General features: G+C 73.5%; 16 protein-coding genes. 9 read left to right on the forward strand and 7 right to left on the reverse strand.

The window, feature by feature from the left end; genetic code table 11:
• Position 1: 1 nt before the first annotated feature.
• Complete coding sequence (locus ACF053_RS20100) at positions 2-1,768, reverse strand: acetyl/propionyl/methylcrotonyl-CoA carboxylase subunit alpha (protein ID WP_391955119.1); 1,767 nt, start codon at positions 1,766-1,768, stop codon at positions 2-4.
• Positions 1,769-2,120: 352 nt separating this feature from the next.
• Between ACF053_RS20100 and ACF053_RS20105 the strand changes: the two genes are divergently transcribed.
• Positions 2,121-2,627 carry a hypothetical protein gene (locus tag ACF053_RS20105; protein ID WP_391955120.1) on the forward strand — a complete coding sequence of 169 codons (507 nt, stop codon included), beginning with the start codon at positions 2,121-2,123 and terminating at the stop codon, positions 2,625-2,627.
• Between the two features lie 32 nt (positions 2,628-2,659).
• Here ACF053_RS20105 and ACF053_RS20110 read toward each other — a convergent pair whose 3' ends face one another.
• From ACF053_RS20110 to ACF053_RS20120, 3 genes are all read right to left on the reverse strand, one after another.
• Complete coding sequence (locus ACF053_RS20110; protein WP_079046948.1) at positions 2,660-3,265, reverse strand: Maf family protein; 606 nt, start codon at positions 3,263-3,265, stop codon at positions 2,660-2,662.
• Between the two features lie 19 nt (positions 3,266-3,284).
• On the reverse strand, positions 3,285-3,413 hold the full coding sequence (mmpB, locus tag ACF053_RS20115; protein ID WP_257375451.1) for a morphogenic membrane protein MmpB: 129 nt from the start codon (positions 3,411-3,413) through the stop codon (positions 3,285-3,287).
• A gap of 151 nt (positions 3,414-3,564) precedes the next feature.
• Positions 3,565-3,912 carry a LuxR C-terminal-related transcriptional regulator gene (locus ACF053_RS20120; RefSeq protein ID WP_391955121.1) on the reverse strand — a complete coding sequence of 116 codons (348 nt, stop codon included), beginning with the start codon at positions 3,910-3,912 and terminating at the stop codon, positions 3,565-3,567.
• A gap of 256 nt (positions 3,913-4,168) precedes the next feature.
• On the opposite strand from ACF053_RS20120, the gene ACF053_RS20125 reads away from it, so the two are divergent.
• A complete protein-coding gene (locus ACF053_RS20125) occupies positions 4,169-5,362 on the forward strand; it encodes a hypothetical protein (RefSeq protein WP_391955122.1) in 1,194 nt (397 codons plus the stop codon).
• Between the two features lie 100 nt (positions 5,363-5,462).
• Here the strand turns inward: ACF053_RS20125 and ACF053_RS20130 are convergent, their stop codons facing one another.
• Both ACF053_RS20130 and ACF053_RS20135 read right to left on the reverse strand, forming a co-directional pair.
• Positions 5,463-5,672 carry an acyl-CoA carboxylase epsilon subunit gene (locus ACF053_RS20130; protein ID WP_391955123.1) on the reverse strand — a complete coding sequence of 70 codons (210 nt, stop codon included), beginning with the start codon at positions 5,670-5,672 and terminating at the stop codon, positions 5,463-5,465.
• A 10-nt stretch (positions 5,673-5,682) separates the two neighbouring features.
• Positions 5,683-7,272 (reverse strand): acyl-CoA carboxylase subunit beta, encoded by a 1,590-nt coding sequence (locus tag ACF053_RS20135; protein ID WP_391955124.1) that lies wholly within the window; start codon positions 7,270-7,272, stop codon positions 5,683-5,685.
• Between the two features lie 119 nt (positions 7,273-7,391).
• Here ACF053_RS20135 and ACF053_RS20140 point away from each other — a divergent pair, with 119 nt between their 5' ends.
• The 5 genes from ACF053_RS20140 (at position 7,392) to hutH (ending at position 13,595) form a co-directional block, all read left to right on the forward strand.
• Positions 7,392-8,255: a biotin--[acetyl-CoA-carboxylase] ligase gene (locus ACF053_RS20140; protein ID WP_391955125.1), complete on the forward strand. Its 864-nt coding sequence runs from the start codon at positions 7,392-7,394 to the stop codon at positions 8,253-8,255.
• Between the two features lie 162 nt (positions 8,256-8,417).
• A complete protein-coding gene (locus ACF053_RS20145) occupies positions 8,418-9,566 on the forward strand; it encodes an adenylate/guanylate cyclase domain-containing protein (protein WP_391955126.1) in 1,149 nt (382 codons plus the stop codon).
• Between the two features lie 29 nt (positions 9,567-9,595).
• Positions 9,596-10,450: an enoyl-CoA hydratase/isomerase family protein gene (locus ACF053_RS20150; protein WP_391955127.1), complete on the forward strand. Its 855-nt coding sequence runs from the start codon at positions 9,596-9,598 to the stop codon at positions 10,448-10,450.
• Positions 10,451-10,735: 285 nt separating this feature from the next.
• The gene (locus tag ACF053_RS20155; protein ID WP_391955128.1) at positions 10,736-11,893 is read left to right on the forward strand and encodes a GGDEF domain-containing protein; all 1,158 of its coding nucleotides are present in this window, start codon (positions 10,736-10,738) and stop codon (positions 11,891-11,893) included.
• Positions 11,894-12,053: 160 nt separating this feature from the next.
• Positions 12,054-13,595, forward strand: coding sequence for a histidine ammonia-lyase (hutH, locus tag ACF053_RS20160; protein WP_058941481.1), 1,542 nt, complete (start codon positions 12,054-12,056; stop codon positions 13,593-13,595).
• A gap of 215 nt (positions 13,596-13,810) precedes the next feature.
• Here the strand turns inward: hutH and ACF053_RS20165 are convergent, their stop codons facing one another.
• Positions 13,811-14,146 (reverse strand): hypothetical protein, encoded by a 336-nt coding sequence (locus ACF053_RS20165; RefSeq protein ID WP_391955129.1) that lies wholly within the window; start codon positions 14,144-14,146, stop codon positions 13,811-13,813.
• Positions 14,147-14,252: 106 nt separating this feature from the next.
• Here ACF053_RS20165 and ACF053_RS20170 point away from each other — a divergent pair, with 106 nt between their 5' ends.
• Together ACF053_RS20170 and ACF053_RS20175 are read left to right on the forward strand one after the other, a co-directional pair.
• Positions 14,253-14,666, forward strand: a complete 414-nt coding sequence (locus ACF053_RS20170; RefSeq protein ID WP_391955130.1) for a hypothetical protein — start codon at positions 14,253-14,255, stop codon at positions 14,664-14,666.
• 194 nt (positions 14,667-14,860) lie between these two features.
• On the forward strand, positions 14,861-16,135 hold the full coding sequence (locus ACF053_RS20175) for a L,D-transpeptidase (protein ID WP_391955131.1): 1,275 nt from the start codon (positions 14,861-14,863) through the stop codon (positions 16,133-16,135).
• Positions 16,136-16,310 lie beyond the last annotated feature (175 nt).

Here is a 16,310-nt window from a genome sequence, read left to right on the forward strand (position 1 = left end):
GTCAGTCCTTGATCTCGCAGATCGGGGCGCCCGACGTGACGGACGCGCCGACCTCCGCCGACAGGCCCTTCACCGTGCCCGCGCGGTGCGCGTTCAGCGGCTGCTCCATCTTCATGGCCTCCAGGACGACGATCAGGTCGCCCTCCTTGACCTCCTGGCCCTCCTCGACGGCCACCTTGACGATGGTGCCCTGCATGGGGGAGGCCAGGGTGTCGCCGGAGGCGGCCGCCGCGGACTTCCGCTTCGCGCGGCGCTTGGGCTTCGCGCCCGCCGCCAGACCCGTCCGGGCCAGGCTCATGCCGAGCGACGACGGCAGCGACACCTCCAGGCGCTTGCCGCCCACCTCGACGACGACCGTCTCGCGCCCGGTGGTCTCCTCCTCCTCCGCCTCGGCGTCGGCCGGGGCGGTGAAGGGCGGGATCTCGTTGACGAACTGGGTCTCGATCCAGCGCGTGTGCACCGTGAACGGGCCCTCTTCCGGCGCGAAGGCCGGGTCGGCGACGACCGCGCGGTGGAACGGGATGGCCGTGGCCATGCCCTCCACGTGGAACTCGGCCAGCGCGCGCCGCGCCCGCTCCAGCGCCTGCCGGCGCGTCGCGCCCGTCACGACCAGCTTCGCCAGGAGGGAGTCCCAGGCGGGGCCGATGACACTGCCCGACTCCACGCCCGCGTCCAGCCGGACGCCCGGGCCGGACGGCGGCGAGAACCGCGTGACCGTGCCGGGGGCGGGCAGGAAGCCCCGGCCCGGGTCCTCGCCGTTGATGCGGAACTCGAACGAGTGACCGCGCACCGGCGGGTCGTCGTAGCCCAGCTCCTCGCCGTCGGCGATGCGGAACATCTCGCGGACCAGGTCGATGCCGGTGACCTCCTCGGTCACCGGGTGCTCGACCTGGAGGCGGGTGTTGACCTCCAGGAAGGAGATCGTGCCGTCGTTGCCGACGAGGAACTCGACCGTGCCGGCGCCGACGTACCCGGCCTCCTTGAGGATGGCCTTCGACGCCCGGTACAGCTGCGCGTTCTGCTCGTCGGTCAGGAACGGCGCGGGGGCCTCCTCGACCAGCTTCTGGTGACGGCGCTGCAGGGAGCAGTCACGCGTCGACACGACGACGACGTTGCCGTGCTGGTCCGCCAGGCACTGGGTCTCCACGTGCCGCGGCCGGTCCAGGTACCGCTCGACGAAGCACTCGCCCCGGCCGAACGCCGCGACGGCCTCGCGGACCGCCGAGTCGTACAGCTCGGGGACCTCCTCCAGGGTGCGGGCGACCTTCAGGCCGCGGCCGCCACCGCCGAACGCCGCCTTGATGGCGATCGGCAGGCCGTGCTCCCGGGCGAACGCCACGACCTCGTCCGCGCCGGACACCGGGTCGGGCGTACCGGCCACCAGCGGCGCTCCGGCGCGCTGGGCGATGTGACGGGCCGCCACCTTGTCGCCGAGGTCCCGGATGGCCTGCGGCGGCGGGCCGATCCAGATGAGACCGGCGTCGATGACGGCCTGGGCGAACTCGGCGTTCTCCGACAGGAAGCCGTACCCCGGATGGACGGCGTCCGCCCCCGAGTCCTCGGCTGCCTGGAGCACCTTCGCGATGTCCAGATAGCTGGCCGCCGGGGTGTCACCGCCCAGGGCGAACGCCTCGTCCGCCGCACGGACGTGCAGGGCGTCCCGGTCCGGATCTGCGTAGACGGCTACGCTGGCGATCCCGGCGTCCCGGCAGGCACGGGCGACACGGACAGCGATTTCGCCACGGTTGGCGATGAGCACCTTGCGCACGATGGCTCCCTCCATTCCCAAAACACGCTGAGTTTAGGGACTGCCGACACGACGTTTCGACTGTTCCCCAGTCGTGAGGTTGCCCACACGGAGCGTGATACGGGGTTCGCTCAGACCCCGAAACCCCTTGTCCCGCCTCGGTACGCAGGGTTTCCTCACTGCACAGTAACCCTGCGGTGTGGTCAAGGTCTCTGTGCTGGGGGCCAGCGGGGCGTCCTGTTTCTTTGTGGAGTCCCTACGAATGGGCGAATGATTCTTTGCTGCTGTGTCCCTACCCTTGCCCAAGGGTTTACTCGTGAGTAGCCTGCGCGGTGTCGTCCGTACTGCTGGTAACAGGCAGGGGGGTACCCGTGTGACCCGCAGACCGATCGCCCTCGCGACGGCCGTCGTGCTCCTCGCCGAGGCCGTCGGCGTCGTCCTGCTGCACGGCGTCCTCGCGGCCGTCCTGGGGGGCCAGCGGATGTCCCTGGCCGGCCTCGATCCCGACGCGATGATCGCCGGCACGTGGGTGATGGGCGGCGTCTTCGGCGCCTACCTCGCCCTGTGCGGCGCCGTGCTGCTGCGCGTCGCCGTGCGCGGGGTGCCGCCCGGCCGGTGGGCCCGCATCCTCCTGGTCACCTGCGCCCTCACCCACGCCGTCCTGGGCGCCGTGGTCGTCGGCCTCGTCGGCTGGGGCGCCTTCGCCTGGATGATGGTGGTCATGGGGCTGGTGGTCCTCACCCTCGTGGCGTACGCGCCCGTGGAACCGGCGGGACCCGGGGAACCCGGAGGACCCGTGACGCCTGCGGAGCCCGGGGGACCCGCGGGCGGGGAGGGCGGCGGCCCCGGTGCCCGGGAGGAGGGCGTCCGGCCCGTCTGAGCCCCCTCTCCGCCGACGCGCCGCCCGCGCGGCTACGACCAGAGGTCCGTGACGGAGACGCCCAGCTCGGCCAGGAGGCGCCGCAGGAGGGGCAGGGAGAGGCCGATGACGTTGCCCGGGTCGCCGTCCACGCCGTCGATGAACGGCGCCGAACGGCCGTCCAGGGTGAACGCCCCCGCCACGTTCAGCGGTTCGCCGCTCGCCACGTAGGCGGCGATCTCCTCGTCCGTCGGCTCGCCGAAGCGGACCACCGTCGACGCCGTGGCCGACGCGTACCGCTTCGCCGCCGTGTCGTGGACGCAGTGACCGGTCTGGAGCACCCCGACGCGGCCGCGCATGGCCTTCCAGCGGGCGACGGCCTCCTCGGCGTCGGCGGGCTTGCCGAGCGCCCGGCCGTCCAGTTCGAGCACCGAGTCGCAGCCGACGACCAGCGCGCCCGACGCCTCCGGGCGGGCCGCCACGAGGGACGACTTCGCCTCGGCGAGCGCCAGGGCCAGTTCGGCGGGGGTCGGTGCGGTCACCTTGCTCTCGTCGAAGCCGCTGACGATGACCTCCGGCGCCATGCCGGCCTGACGCAGCAGTCCGAGGCGGGCGGGGGACGCGGAGGCGAGCACGAGGCGGCGGCGCTGAGCAGTCATACCGCCATCGTAGGCAACCTCAGCGCAGTCCCGCGGCGAACATCGCCACCACCATCGCGAGGGCCAGGAGGACGCCGGCCCGGCGGAGCATGGCCTGCATGGCCCGCATCTCCTCGGGCGGCTCGTCGTCGGGATCGGACCACAGCATCCTTCGATCCTGCGCGCACCGGGTACGGCCCCGCCTGAGTACGCGTACTCAAGCGGGGCCGTACCAAGGGACTAGGTCCCGTCTTTCGGATCGTGCCGGGCTCGTGGCGTCCGGCCCGATCCACAAGACAGGCCCCGGGCGGCGCCGCCCGTCACGCGGCGGACGGGCGCAGGAGCGCCGCCGGCGGGACGGCGTGGCGGCGGGGGCAGCTCGGATCGGCGCACAGCGCGTCGTGGGCGAGCACCGACAGCACCGCGGCCTGGAGCCGCGTCTGCTGCCCGAGCTTCTCCACGATCCGCGCCACGTGCGCCTTCACCGTCCGCTCGGCGATGCCCAGCTCCCTGGCGAGCTCGCGGTTGCCGAGGCCGGTGCCCAGCAGGAGGAGCACCTCCCGCTCCCGCTCCGTCAGCCGCTTCAGGCCCCAGATCCCGTGCACCGGGTCGGTCCCGGCGCGCCGGTAGGCGCAGGCCGTGTTCCCCGTGTCGGACCGCTTGGTCATGGCGGGTCCTTCCTGTCACCGCTGCTCCCAGCAGAGCCCCGTGCCCTGGGTGTGCGGCGATCGGATCCCAACCTAGTCGCCGGCGGTGACACCGGCGGGGCAGGGGTGGTTCCGGGCCACCGGGCCACCGGGCCACCGGGCCACCGGGCCACCGGGCCGGCGCGCGGACCGCGCACCGGCCGCGTACTGCCTCAGCGGGCATTGCCCGAAGAGACAATGTCGGCCAACTCCCGGGATCCCTAATGTCGTTGCGAACATGACACAGCGACGGAAGGTGCTCCACTCGATGGGACGCATGCGCAAGACCAGCCGAGTCATAGCCGTGGCGATCGCTCCGGCGCTCCTGGTGGGCCACACCGCCACCGCGGCCACCCACCCGGCGCCGGCCGGCGGGACCGCGGCGTTCTCCCTCTCCGGCATCGACCAGGAACGGTTCGCCGACGTCACCGGGGTCGCCGCGGCGACCCCGCAGGGCCGGGCGATGAAGACCCACGGGTTCAGCGTCCTGCGGGCCGCCTCGGGCCAGACGGCCGTCGTCGACACCTCCATGGCCGACCAGGGCATCACCACCGCCGCCGCCCCGGACTTCGTCGACGTCTCCTGGAAGCCGTACGCCGACGACGCCCGCTACACCGTCAGCCGCGACGGCCGTACCGTCGCCACCACCGCGCCGGGCGCCGGCGCCTTCCGCGACACGGCGCTCACGCCGGGCGCGACCTACCGCTACGACGTCGCGCCCGTGCTGCCCGACGGCGCCACCGCGCCCGGCGCGCGCATGTGGAGCATGCAGGTCACCGTCCCGGCCGTCGGGAAGGGCGAGAGCGCGGTCTCCGCGATGCGCGCCCAGGCCACGGCCCGGGCCACCGCGGCGGCGGCCGCCAAGACCACCACCGTCAGCTGGGTCGCGTTCATCCCGCAGAAGCGCATCGACGCGCCCTCCGTCGGCTGCGACTACGGCAAGGGCTACCAGTTCGCCGGCGACGGCCGCTCGAACTTCGACTGGAAGTCCTCGAAGTACCGCACGGCCGTGCACGGCACGGTCGACTGGAGCAAGAAGTCGGTGACCGGCAACAAGAGCATCCACGCCACGCACGTCTACAACAAGAAGACCGGCAAGCTCGTCGCCACCAAGACGGCCTCCGGCAAGAACACCTACGCCAAGAAGATGGGCTCGGGCTCCAACTACGTGGACGTGCGCATGGTCACGCACGCCTCCAACCCGTTCTGCAAGTTCGGGGCCATCGACGGCGCCTTCTCCATGCACCTCACCACCAGCGGCAACTACTCCATCTTCAGCGGCAAGCACCGCCTGATGCCCAACCACCACGTCTACATCTACAACGGCGGCAAGGTCACCAACGTCTACACCCGCAAGTACGCCAACGCCCTGTGCCTGGTCGGTCCCGTCCTGTGCCAGGAGGCGACCTTCTACGGCTCCGGCAAGTTCTGATCCCGGCGGTCCCACCGCAGCAGGCGCCCCCGGGCCGGTCCACCGGCCCGGGGGCGCCCCGCGCGTTCCTCCGGAGCGGGGGCCGCTCCCCGCGCGCCCCCTACGCCGGCCAGTAGGTGCGGGTCCAGGAGCGCGGACCCGGGGACGGCGTCGCCGTCCGGGCGATGCGGGTGGGCGCGGACCACGCCTCCGGCACACGGGGGGCGTCGCCGCCCCCGGCGGCCGCCACGGCGGCGGCGCGGGCCCGGACCACCGCGAGGGCGGCGGCCAGCTCCTCGGGGGTCGGGTTCCCCCGTACGACCTTGATCATCGAGGCTCCTCTACAGGGGGATGTTGCCGTGCTTCTTCGGGGGCAGGTTTTCCCGCTTCGTGCGCAGCTGACGCAGGCCCTTGACGATCTGCGTCCGGGTCTCCGACGGCATGACCACGCCGTCCACGTACCCGCGCTCCGCCGCCGTGTAGGGGTTGAGCAGCGTGTCCTCGTACTCCTGGATCAGCCGGGCGCGCAGCGCCTCCCGCTCGTCCTCCGGGGCGGCGGCGATGGCCCGGCGGTGCAGGATGTTGACCGCGCCCTGGGCGCCCATGACCGCGATCTGCGCGGTCGGCCAGGCGAGGTTGAGGTCCGCGCCGAGGTGCTTGGAGCCCATGACGTCGTACGCGCCGCCGAACGCCTTGCGCGTGATCACCGTGATCAGCGGGACCGTGGCCTCCGCGTACGCGTAGATCAGCTTGGCGCCGCGCCGGATGATGCCGCCGTACTCCTGGTCCACGCCGGGCAGGAAGCCGGGCACGTCGACGAAGGTCAGGACCGGGATGTTGAACGCGTCGCAGGTGCGGACGAAGCGCGCGGCCTTCTCGCTGGCGTTGATGTCCAGGCACCCGGCGAACTGCATCGGCTGGTTGGCGACCACGCCGACCGGGAAGCCCTCCACGCGGCCGAAGCCGGTGACGATGTTCGGCGCGAAGAGCCCCTGGACCTCCAGGAACTCGCCGTCGTCCACGACGTGCTCGATGACCGTGTGGATGTCGTACGGCTGGTTCGCCGAGTCCGGGACGAGCGTGTCGAGCTCGCGGTCCTCGTCCGTCACGTCGAGGTCCGCCTCCTCCGGGAAGGCGGGCGGCTCGGAGAGGTTGTTCGACGGCAGGTACGAGAGCAGCGACTTGACGTACTCGATCGCGTCCTTCTCGTCCGCCGCCATGTGGTGGGCCACGCCCGACGTCGTGTTGTGCGTCCGGGCGCCGCCGAGCTCCTCGAAGCCGACGTCCTCGCCGGTCACCGTCTTGATGACGTCGGGCCCGGTGATGAACATGTGCGACGTCCGGTCCACCATGACCGTGAAGTCGGTGATCGCGGGGGAGTACACGGCGCCGCCCGCGCACGGGCCCACCACCAGGCTGATCTGCGGGATCACCCCCGAGGCGTGGGTGTTGCGGCGGAAGATCTCGCCGTACATGCCGAGCGCGCTGACGCCCTCCTGGATGCGGGCGCCGCCGGAGTCGTTGATGCCGATCACGGGGCAGCCCGTCTTCAACGCGAAGTCCATCACCTTGATGATCTTCTGGCCGAAGGTCTCGCCGAGCGCGCCGCCGAACACGGTGAAGTCCTGTGAGAACACCGCCACGGGGCGGCCGTCGACCGTCCCGTACCCGGTCACCACGCCGTCGCCGTAGGGGCGGTTGCGCTCCAGCCCGAAGTTGGTGGAGCGGTGCCTGGCGAACTCGTCCAGCTCGACGAAGGAGTCCTCGTCCAGGAGGAGGGCGATCCGCTCGCGGGCCGTCAACTTGCCCTTCGCGTGCTGCTTCTCGACGGCACGCTCGGAACCCGCGTGCGTCGCCTCCTCGATTCGGCGCTGCAGATCCGCGAGCTTGCCCGCGGTCGTGTGAATGTCGATCTCTTGACGCTCGGACATCGGGATGCGGCTCCCTGCCTGGTCACGTGTGGTCACGGGTACGGTGGCTACTGGCCCGTAGCGTATCGGCGGGGATGCCGTTCGGCAGTGCGGTCTTTGCCACACCTAGGCTGGGTTGCATGACGCCCCCACTTGGTCCAGTCACCGGCTCCGCCGGCCGCTGGAGCGACCTCGAACGACCGCCCCTGAACGCCCCCGCGCTGCGCCGGGCCCTGGTCCGCCCCGGAGCGCTGTGGACCTCGCTCGACGTCGTGGGCGCGACCGGCTCGACCAACTCCGACCTGGTCGCCCGCGCCGCCGGGCTGCCGGAGGGCGCCGTCCTGGTCGCCGAGGAGCAGACCGCGGGGCGCGGCCGGCTCGACCGGGCCTGGTCGGCGCCGGCCCGCTCGGGCCTCTTCCTCTCCGTCCTCCTCACCCCGGACGTGCCGGTCGGGCGGCTGGCCTGGCTGCCGCTCCTGACCGGCGTCGCGGTCGCCACCGGCCTCGCCCGGGCGGCCGGCGTCGACACGGCCCTGAAGTGGCCCAACGACCTGCTCGTCCGGGTGGGCGGGGAGGAGCGCAAGGCCGGCGGCATCCTCGCGGAGCGGGCCGGCGACCACGGGGTCGTGGTCGGCATCGGCCTCAACGTCACCCTCCGTGCCGACGAGCTGCCCGTGCCCACCGCCGGGTCCCTCGCGCTGGCCGCCGCCGTCTGCACCGACCGGGACCCGCTGCTGCGGGCCGTGCTCCGCTCGGTGGAGGAGTGGTACCGCCGCTGGACCGCGGCCGGCGGCGACCCGGCGGCGAGCGGGCTCCAGGAGGCCTACGCGGCCGGCTGCGCGACGCTCGGCAGGACCGTCCGGGCGGAGCTGCCCGGGGACCGCACGCTGACCGGTGAGGCCGTCGCCGTCGACGGCGACGGGCGGCTCGTCGTGGCCACCGCCGACGGCTCCCGCGAGGCGGTCGGGGCGGGCGACGTGGTCCACCTGCGCCCGGCCGGCTGAACGCGCAGGCCCGTGCGGACGTGAGCCAGGGCACACCTGCCGTATCGTTGAGGCGATTCGCCGACCGGGTTCGCCGAGGCGGTCGACGAGGGCGTCGACGCGGCGGGTCAGCGACAGAACGGCAGGCAGGGCAGTGCGTACGGATCGGGCAGGAGGCGGCCGGTGACCGTCGACGACGCGAACGCGGGCGGAGCGGAACATCCCACCCCCCACCATGTCGTCGACCACACGGCGGAACCGACCGACAACCCCCTGGCCATCCGCCTGGAGCAGCTGATCCTCGGCGCCGAGCGGCGCTACACCCCCTTCCAGGCGGCCCGCACGGCCGGGGTCTCCATGGACCTCGCCTCCCGCTTCTGGCGGGCGATGGGCTTCGCGGACATCGGGCAGGCCAAGGCGCTCACCGAGGCGGACGTCCTGGCGCTGCGGCGGCTGGCCGGCCTGGTCGAGGCGGGCCTGCTCAGCGAGCCGATGGCCGTCCAGGTGGCCCGGTCGACGGGGCAGACCACGGCGCGGCTCGCCGAATGGCAGATCGACTCCTTCCTGGAGGGGCTGACCGAGCCGCCCGAGCCGGGGATGACCCGCACCGAGGTCACGTACCCCCTGGTGGAGCTGCTGCTGCCGGAACTCCAGGAGTTCCTGGTGTACGTGTGGCGGCGGCAGCTCGCCGCGGCGACCGGCCGGGTCGTCCAGGCGGGTGACGACGACGAGATGGTCGACCGGCGGCTCGCCGTGGGCTTCGCGGACCTCGTCGGCTTCACCCGGCTGACGCGCCGGCTGGAGGAGGAGGAGCTCGGCGAGCTGGTCGAGGCGTTCGAGACCACCTGCGCCGACCTCGTCGCCGCGCACGGCGGCCGGCTGATCAAGACCCTCGGGGACGAGGTGCTCTTCGCCGCCGACGACGCGGGGACCGCCGCCGAGATCTCCCTGCGGCTCATCGAGACGCTGCGGGGCGACGACACCATGCCCGCCCTCCGCGTCGGCATCGCCTTCGGCACGGTCACCACCCGCATGGGCGACGTCTTCGGTACGACGGTGAACCTCGCGAGCCGGCTGACGTCGATAGCGCCGAAGGACGCCGTGCTGGTCGACGGGGCCCTGGCGGAGGAGCTGGCCCGTACGGGCGAGGCGCCCGTGTCCGAGGCGCAGGCGGCGGAGGAGGCGGCCCGCGCGGAGAAGGAGGGCCGGGCCCCGGACCCGTACCGCTTCGCCCTCCAGCCCATGTGGCAGCGTCCGGTCCGCGGCCTCGGCGTCATCGAACCCTGGCTGCTGTCGCGGCGGGAGCCTAAGATCCCCGGTGAGACGCGATAACGCTCGTTAACCGGGAGGGTGGGCGCCACATGTCCGAGCAGCAGACCGAGGACCGGGCCGGAGCCGGGACGGCGGCGGGAGCCGCCGGCGCGGCGGAGGAGGAGCGGTACGGCGAGTTCGTCGCCGTACGGCGCCACGGCTTCACGGCCGAGCTGGTCCTCGACCGTCCGCAGGCCATGAACGCCGTCTCCACCGCCATGGCCCGCTCCATCGGCGCCGCCTGCGACGCGCTCGCCGCCGACCCGTCGGTGCGCGTCACCGTGCTGACCTCGACCCACGACCGGGCCTTCTGCGTCGGCGCCGACCTGAAGGAGCGCAACTCCTTCACCGACGCCGAGCTGCTGCGCCAGCGGCCCACCGCGCGCGCCGCCTACACGGGCGTGCTGGAGCTGCCGATGCCGACCGTCGCCGCCGTGCGCGGCTTCGCGCTGGGCGGCGGCTTCGAGCTGGCGCTCGCCTGCGACCTGATCGTCGCCGACGCCACCGCGGTCGTCGGGCTGCCCGAGGTGTCCGTCGGCGTCATCCCCGGCGGCGGGGGCACGCAGCTGCTGCCGCGCCGCGTGGGCGCCGCCCGCGCCGCCGAGCTGGTCTTCACGGCCCGCCGCGTGGCCGCCGCCGAGGCGGCCGCCCTCGGCCTGGTCGACGAGCTGGTCGAGGACGACGCGCGCGGCGCCGCGCTGGAGCTGGGCGCCCGCATCGCGGCGAACTCGCCCGTCGGGCTGCGCGCCGCGAAGCGCGCCCTGCGGCTGGGGCAGGGGCTGGACCTGCGGGCCGGGCTGGAGGTCGAGGACGCGGCGTGGCGGTCCGTCGCCTTCTCCGGCGACCGCAAGGAGGGCGTCGCCGCCTTCAACGAGAAGCGCCCGCCGAGCTGGCCGGGGGAGTAGGACGCCGCCGGCCCGGGCGTGCGCTCGGGCACCTCGGGCCTGCGCTCGGGCATCGGCTCGGGGCCCCCGGCCCGGGTTCGTGGGCCTGGGCGGGCGCGGGGGCCGTTTCCGGTCCGGCGCGGGCGCGATGACCGGCTACCGCTCCGGCGTGGGGTCCGCCTCCGGCGTGGGGTTCGTACCCGGCGCGGGTCCCGGGCCCGGGGGGTGACGCGGGGTGCGAGGTCACCTGGAGTAACCAGTGGGGCCCTTGGGTGAAAAGTTCGGACACCTCCCTAAGCTTGAGGAATGGGTGAGGATGTCCGACTGCGGGCCGTGGTGGCGGTGGCGCAGGCCATGGCGGCGGCGCACACGCCGCGGGAGTGCTGGCGGGCCGCGGCGCTCGGCGCGTGCGACGCGCTCGGCGGTACGTTCGCGGCGCTGTCCACCTGGCAGCGGGACCTCGGCCGGCTGAAGGTCCTCGTGAACGCCGGTCGGCGGACGCCCGACGAGGAGGAGTTCCCGGACTCCGAGACGTACCCCGTGCACCAGTTCTCCGAGATCACCGAGTTCCTGCACGACCGGTGGGCGGACGGGGGCGAACCGAACGCCTGGGTGGAGACCGCCGACGACGGAGCCCGCGCGCCCCGGGCGTACGGCCGGGCGGAGCCGCGGTCCTGGGGCCGGGTGGCGGCGCTGCGCCGGCGCGGGCGCGGCAGCTGCGTGGTCGCCCCGATCGTGCTGCACGGACGGGCGTGGGGCGAGCTGTACGTCGCCCGCCCGGTCGGGGCACCGGCCTTCGACCGGGACGACGCCGACTTCGCGACCGTGCTGGCCTCCGTGGTGGCCGCCGGCATCGCCCAGACCGAACGGCTGGAGGAGGTCAGGAAGCTGGCCTTCACCGACCCGCTGACCGGGCTCGCCAACCGCAGGGCCGTCGACACCCGCCTGGACGAGGCGGTCGACCGCTTCCTCACCGACGGGGCCGTCGTCAGCCTCGTCGTGTGCGACCTGAACGGGCTCAAGCACGTCAACGACACCCATGGGCACGCCGTCGGCGACCGCCTCCTGGAGCGCTTCGGGTCGCTGCTCTCCTGCTGCGGGGCGCGGCTGCCCGGGGCGCTGGCCGCGCGTCTGGGCGGGGACGAGTTCTGCCTGCTCGCGGTGGGGCCGCAGGCCGACGAGGTGGTCGCGGCCGCCGACGAGTTGTGCGTACGCGCCGGCGAACTGGAGTTCGGCGAGGGCGTGGCGTGCGGAGTGGCGTCGACGGGCGACCCGATCGGGCCCGTGCGGTCCGCCCGGCGGCTGTTCCGGCTCGCCGACGCCGCCCAGTACCGCGCGAAGGCCGCCCGGTCGCCGAAGCCGGTGGTCGCCGGGCGGGACGGCTCGGTCGTGAGGCTCGCCGACGCCCCGCCGGCCGGCCACCGCGACCGCCGGCGCTTCCGCGACGCCCGCCCGGGTGGCTGACCGGCGGGTGCGTGGGCGGGTGGGGGCGCCGCCGTCCGGGGTCGGATGCGCCCGGCCATGAGGGGCAGGCGGTGGTGAGGGGCGGCCGGTGGGTAAGGGGCCGCCTCGCCGCAGGGTAGTGACACGTTGGGATTCAGTCCGTAGGGTGCTGAATATGGATATGCACACTGTCGTGGTGGGGACGTCCGGTACCACCGCCGCCGACGTCATCGCCGTCGCCCGCGGCAACGCCCGCGTCGAGCTGTCCCAGGAGGCCCTCGACGCCCTCGCCCGCGCCCGGGAGATCGTGGACGCCCTCGCCGCCAAGCCGGAGCCGGTCTACGGCGTCTCGACCGGGTTCGGGGCGCTCGCCACGCGGCACATCGACCAGGACCTGCGCGGCCGGCTCCAGCGCAACATCGTCCGCTCGCACGCCGCCGGCATGGGCCCGCGCGTCGAGCGGGAGGTCGTCCGGGCCCTGATGTTCCTGCGCCTGAAGACCGTCGCCTCCGGGCACACCGGCGTGCGCCCGCACGTCGCCCGGACCATGGCCGACGTCCTCAACGCCGGCATCACCCCCGTCGTCCACGAGTACGGCTCGCTCGGCTGCTCCGGCGACCTCGCGCCGCTCTCCCACTGCGCGCTCACGCTCATGGGCGAGGGCGACGCCGAGGGTCCCGACGGCGAGGTCCGCCCCGCCGCCGAGCTGCTCGCCGCCCACGGCATCACCCCCGTCGAACTGCGCGAGAAGGAGGGACTCGCCCTCCTCAACGGCACCGACGGCATGCTCGGCATGCTCGTCATGGCCCTGGCCGACCTGGACACCCTGTACAAGACGGCCGACGTCACCGCCGCGCTCTCCCTGGAGGCCCTGCTCGGCACCGACAGGGTCCTGCGGCCCGAGCTGCACGCCATCCGCCCGCACCCCGGACAGGGCGCGGCCGCCGCCAACATGCTCGCCGTCCTCGACGGCTCCGGCCTCGTCGGGCACTACCAAGCCGACGAGGCGCCCCGTGTGCAGGACGCCTACTCGGTGCGCTGCGCCCCCCAGGTCGCCGGCGCGGGCCGGGACACCCTGGCGCACGCCCGGCTCGTCGCCGAGCGCGAGCTCGCCTCCGCCGTCGACAACCCCGTCGTCCTGTCCGACGGCCGCGTCGAGTCCAACGGCAACTTCCACGGCGCCCCGGTCGCGTACGTCCTCGACTTCCTCGCCGTCGCCGCCGCCGACCTCGGCTCCATCGCCGAGCGGCGCACCGACCGGCTCCTCGACAAGAACCGCAGCCACGGCCTGCCGCCGTTCCTCGCCGACGACGCGGGCGTCGACTCCGGGCTCATGATCGCCCAGTACACGCAGGCCGCGCTGGTCAGCGAGATGAAGCGGCTCGCCGTCCCGGCCTCCGCCGACTCCATCCCGTCGTCGGCCATGCAGGAGGACCACGTCTCCATGGGCTGGTCGGCGGCCCGCAAGCTGCGCACGGCCATCGGCAACCTCAACCGGATCCTCGCCGTCGAGCTGTACGCGGCGACCCGCGCGATCGAGCTGCGCCACGGCCTGACCCCGGCCCCGGCCTCCCGCGCCGTCATCCACGCGCTGCGCGCCGCCGGAGTCGAGGGCCCCGGCCCGGACCGGTTCCTGGCGCCCGACCTGGAGGCCGCCGACGCCTTCGTCCGGGCGGGCGGGGTCGTCGCGGCCGCCGAGCAGGTCACCGGGCCGCTCGCCTGACGTCCCCGGAGGCGGGACCGCCCCGGAGGGGGCGGCCCGCCTCGGGGGCGGGCTCCCGGGCGGGGCGTCCGAAGGCCTGCCTCCGGGGGCCGGCCTCCCGGGAGTCCGTCTTCAGCGCCGGAGCGGCGCCGTTCGGTCGGTGGCCGCGCGCCCGGCGGGCGGTACGGGCGCCGGGCGCGCGCGTCCTGCGCGGGTACGGGCGCCGGGCGCGCGCGTCAGGACGACGCGGGTGCCCCGCGCCGTACCGCGAAGGTCACCAGGCCGACGCCGACGGCGAGGAACGCCGAGCCGCCGAGCAGGTACGGCGAGGTGTCGACGCCGGTGCCCGTGTCCGCCAGCCGCAGCTGCTGCGCGGCCGACCCGGACCCGGCCTCCGGCGCGCCGCCGGCCGCCGCGGCGCGCACGTCGGACGCGTCCGCCGCCGTCCTCACGGTGGACTGCGAAGCGCCCGGCTCCTCGCCGGTGGCGTTGGCCGAGGGCACGAACCACAGGGCGCCGAGCAGCGTCCCGGCGGCGGTGGCGGTCAGCAGAGGTCGGCGTGCGACGGACACAGATTCAGATCCCCTTGCGGAACCGAGAATTGGGTGTTGCGCAGATGCTAGTGAACACAGCGGGTCGCAGAAAAGTCGCGGGCGCGGGCGGCTTACCCTCCGTCATATGACCTCTTCTGAGACCTCACGGTATGTACGGCTTCGCGTGGACCTGGTGCTGGAGGTGACCGAGCGGGACGAGCTGACCGACGCCGCACTGCGACGGATCGACGACGACGAGTACATGCCCGACGAGGAGCGGGCGCACGCCGGAACGGCCGTCCGCGAGGACGAAGCGGAAGCGCTCGCGTACCTCGTCGAGCCCTTCCAGCTCGTCGGCGAGGTGCCCGGGGTGGAGCTCGTCCAGGCGTCGTGGAGCAGTGAGCAGACCGCGTACGACCCCGACGTGGACGCCTTCCTCGTCGACGACGAGGACTTCGACTTCGACGACGACGACGGTGACGGTGACGGCGACGCCGACCAGGGCGGGCCCGGCGAGGGGCGGGGCGACGGCCGCATCGTGGACGGGCGGCGCGGCTGAACCGTCGGCGTGACATCCTGCGGGCCCCGGCAAGCCGCGCGCCCCCGGCGCGTGTGGCCGGGGCCACACCCTGACGGGAACCGACCCGCCCGCTCGTGCGTCGATCAGTGGTGTTCCCCACACCTTGCCCGAGGGGGGAACGGGGCAGGCTGATATGGGTGTTCTGGTAAGAGGCGAGCAGGATATCCGCGACGATGGAGAAGCGTGTGATGACGGACGGTAAGCGGCGCAGGGGCCTGGTGGCCGCGTCCGCACTGCTGAGCGGCGTGCTGGCGCTCACGGCCTGCAACGACGGGGACAAGGTCGACGCCGCCAACGGAAGCAGCGGGAGTCCGGACAGCTCGCAGGCCCAGGTCGACGAGGCCGCCGCGCAGAAGACCTCGCAGGCCCGAATAACGATCACCCCGAAGAACGGCGCGAACAACGCGTCGATCAACAACGACGCCAAGGTCACCGTCGCCGACGGGACGCTCACCTCCGTCGTCATGACCTCCCCCGGGGGTGAGGCGGTCAAGGGCGAGATGTCCGCCGACGGCAAGAGCTGGACCCCCTCCGAGCAGCTCGAACGCGCGACGACGTACAAGATCGCCGCGACGGCGAAGGACTCCGAGGGCCGGGAGGCCCACGAGAACTCCTCCTTCACCACGGTCTCCAAGGACAACAGCTTCATCGGCAACTTCACGCCGGAGGACGGCTCCACCGTCGGCGTCGGCATGCCGGTCTCGATCACCTTCAACAAGCCGATCACCGACCGCAAGGCCGTGCAGTCGGCCATCGAGGTGTCCTCCTCCAGCGGCCAGGAGGTCGTCGGCCACTGGTTCAACAACCAGCGCGTCGACTTCCGCCCCGAGCAGTACTGGAACGAGGGGTCCACGGTCACGCTGAAGCTCAAGCTCGACGGGGTCGAGGGCGCGGACGGGGTCTTCGGCGTCCAGCAGAAGACCGTCACCTTCAAGGTCGGCCGCAACCAGGTCTCGACGGTGGACGTCGCCACCAAGAAGATGACCGTCCAGCAGGACGGCAAGACCATCAAGACGATCCCGATCTCCGCCGGCTCCCCGGACAACCCGACCTACAACGGTCAGATGGTGATCTCCGAGAAGTTCAAGGAGACCCGGATGAACGGCGCGACCGTCGGGTTCACGGATGACGACGGCGAGGGCGAGTACGACATCAAGGACGTGCCGCACGCCATGCGGCTGTCCACGTCGGGCACCTTCATCCACGGCAACTACTGGGGCTCCGACTCCGTCTTCGGCAACGTCAACACCAGCCACGGCTGTGTGGGCCTGAACGACGTGAAGGGCGCCGGCGACCCGAACCAGCCCGGTGCGTGGTTCTACGACAACTCGCTCGTCGGCGACGTGGTGATCGTCAAGAACTCCAAGGACAAGACGATCAAGCCGGACAACGGCCTCAACGGTTGGAACATGAACTGGGCCGACTGGAAGGCCGGCTCGGCGCTCTGACCCGTGCCCGTCCGACGCCCCGGCGCTCCGGCGCACGCGGGGTCCGGGCCACGGCATGACGGAGGCGGGGGGGGGGCCCCCCGGGGGGGGCCCCCCCCCCCCCCGGGCCCCCCCCCCCCCCCCCCCCCCCCCCCCCCCCCGGGCGCCCCCCACCCCCCCCCGCCGGTCCGGGCCC

The organism is Streptomyces kanasensis (genome assembly GCF_043077165.1).
GTDB classification, from domain to species: domain Bacteria; phylum Actinomycetota; class Actinomycetes; order Streptomycetales; family Streptomycetaceae; genus Streptomyces; species Streptomyces changanensis.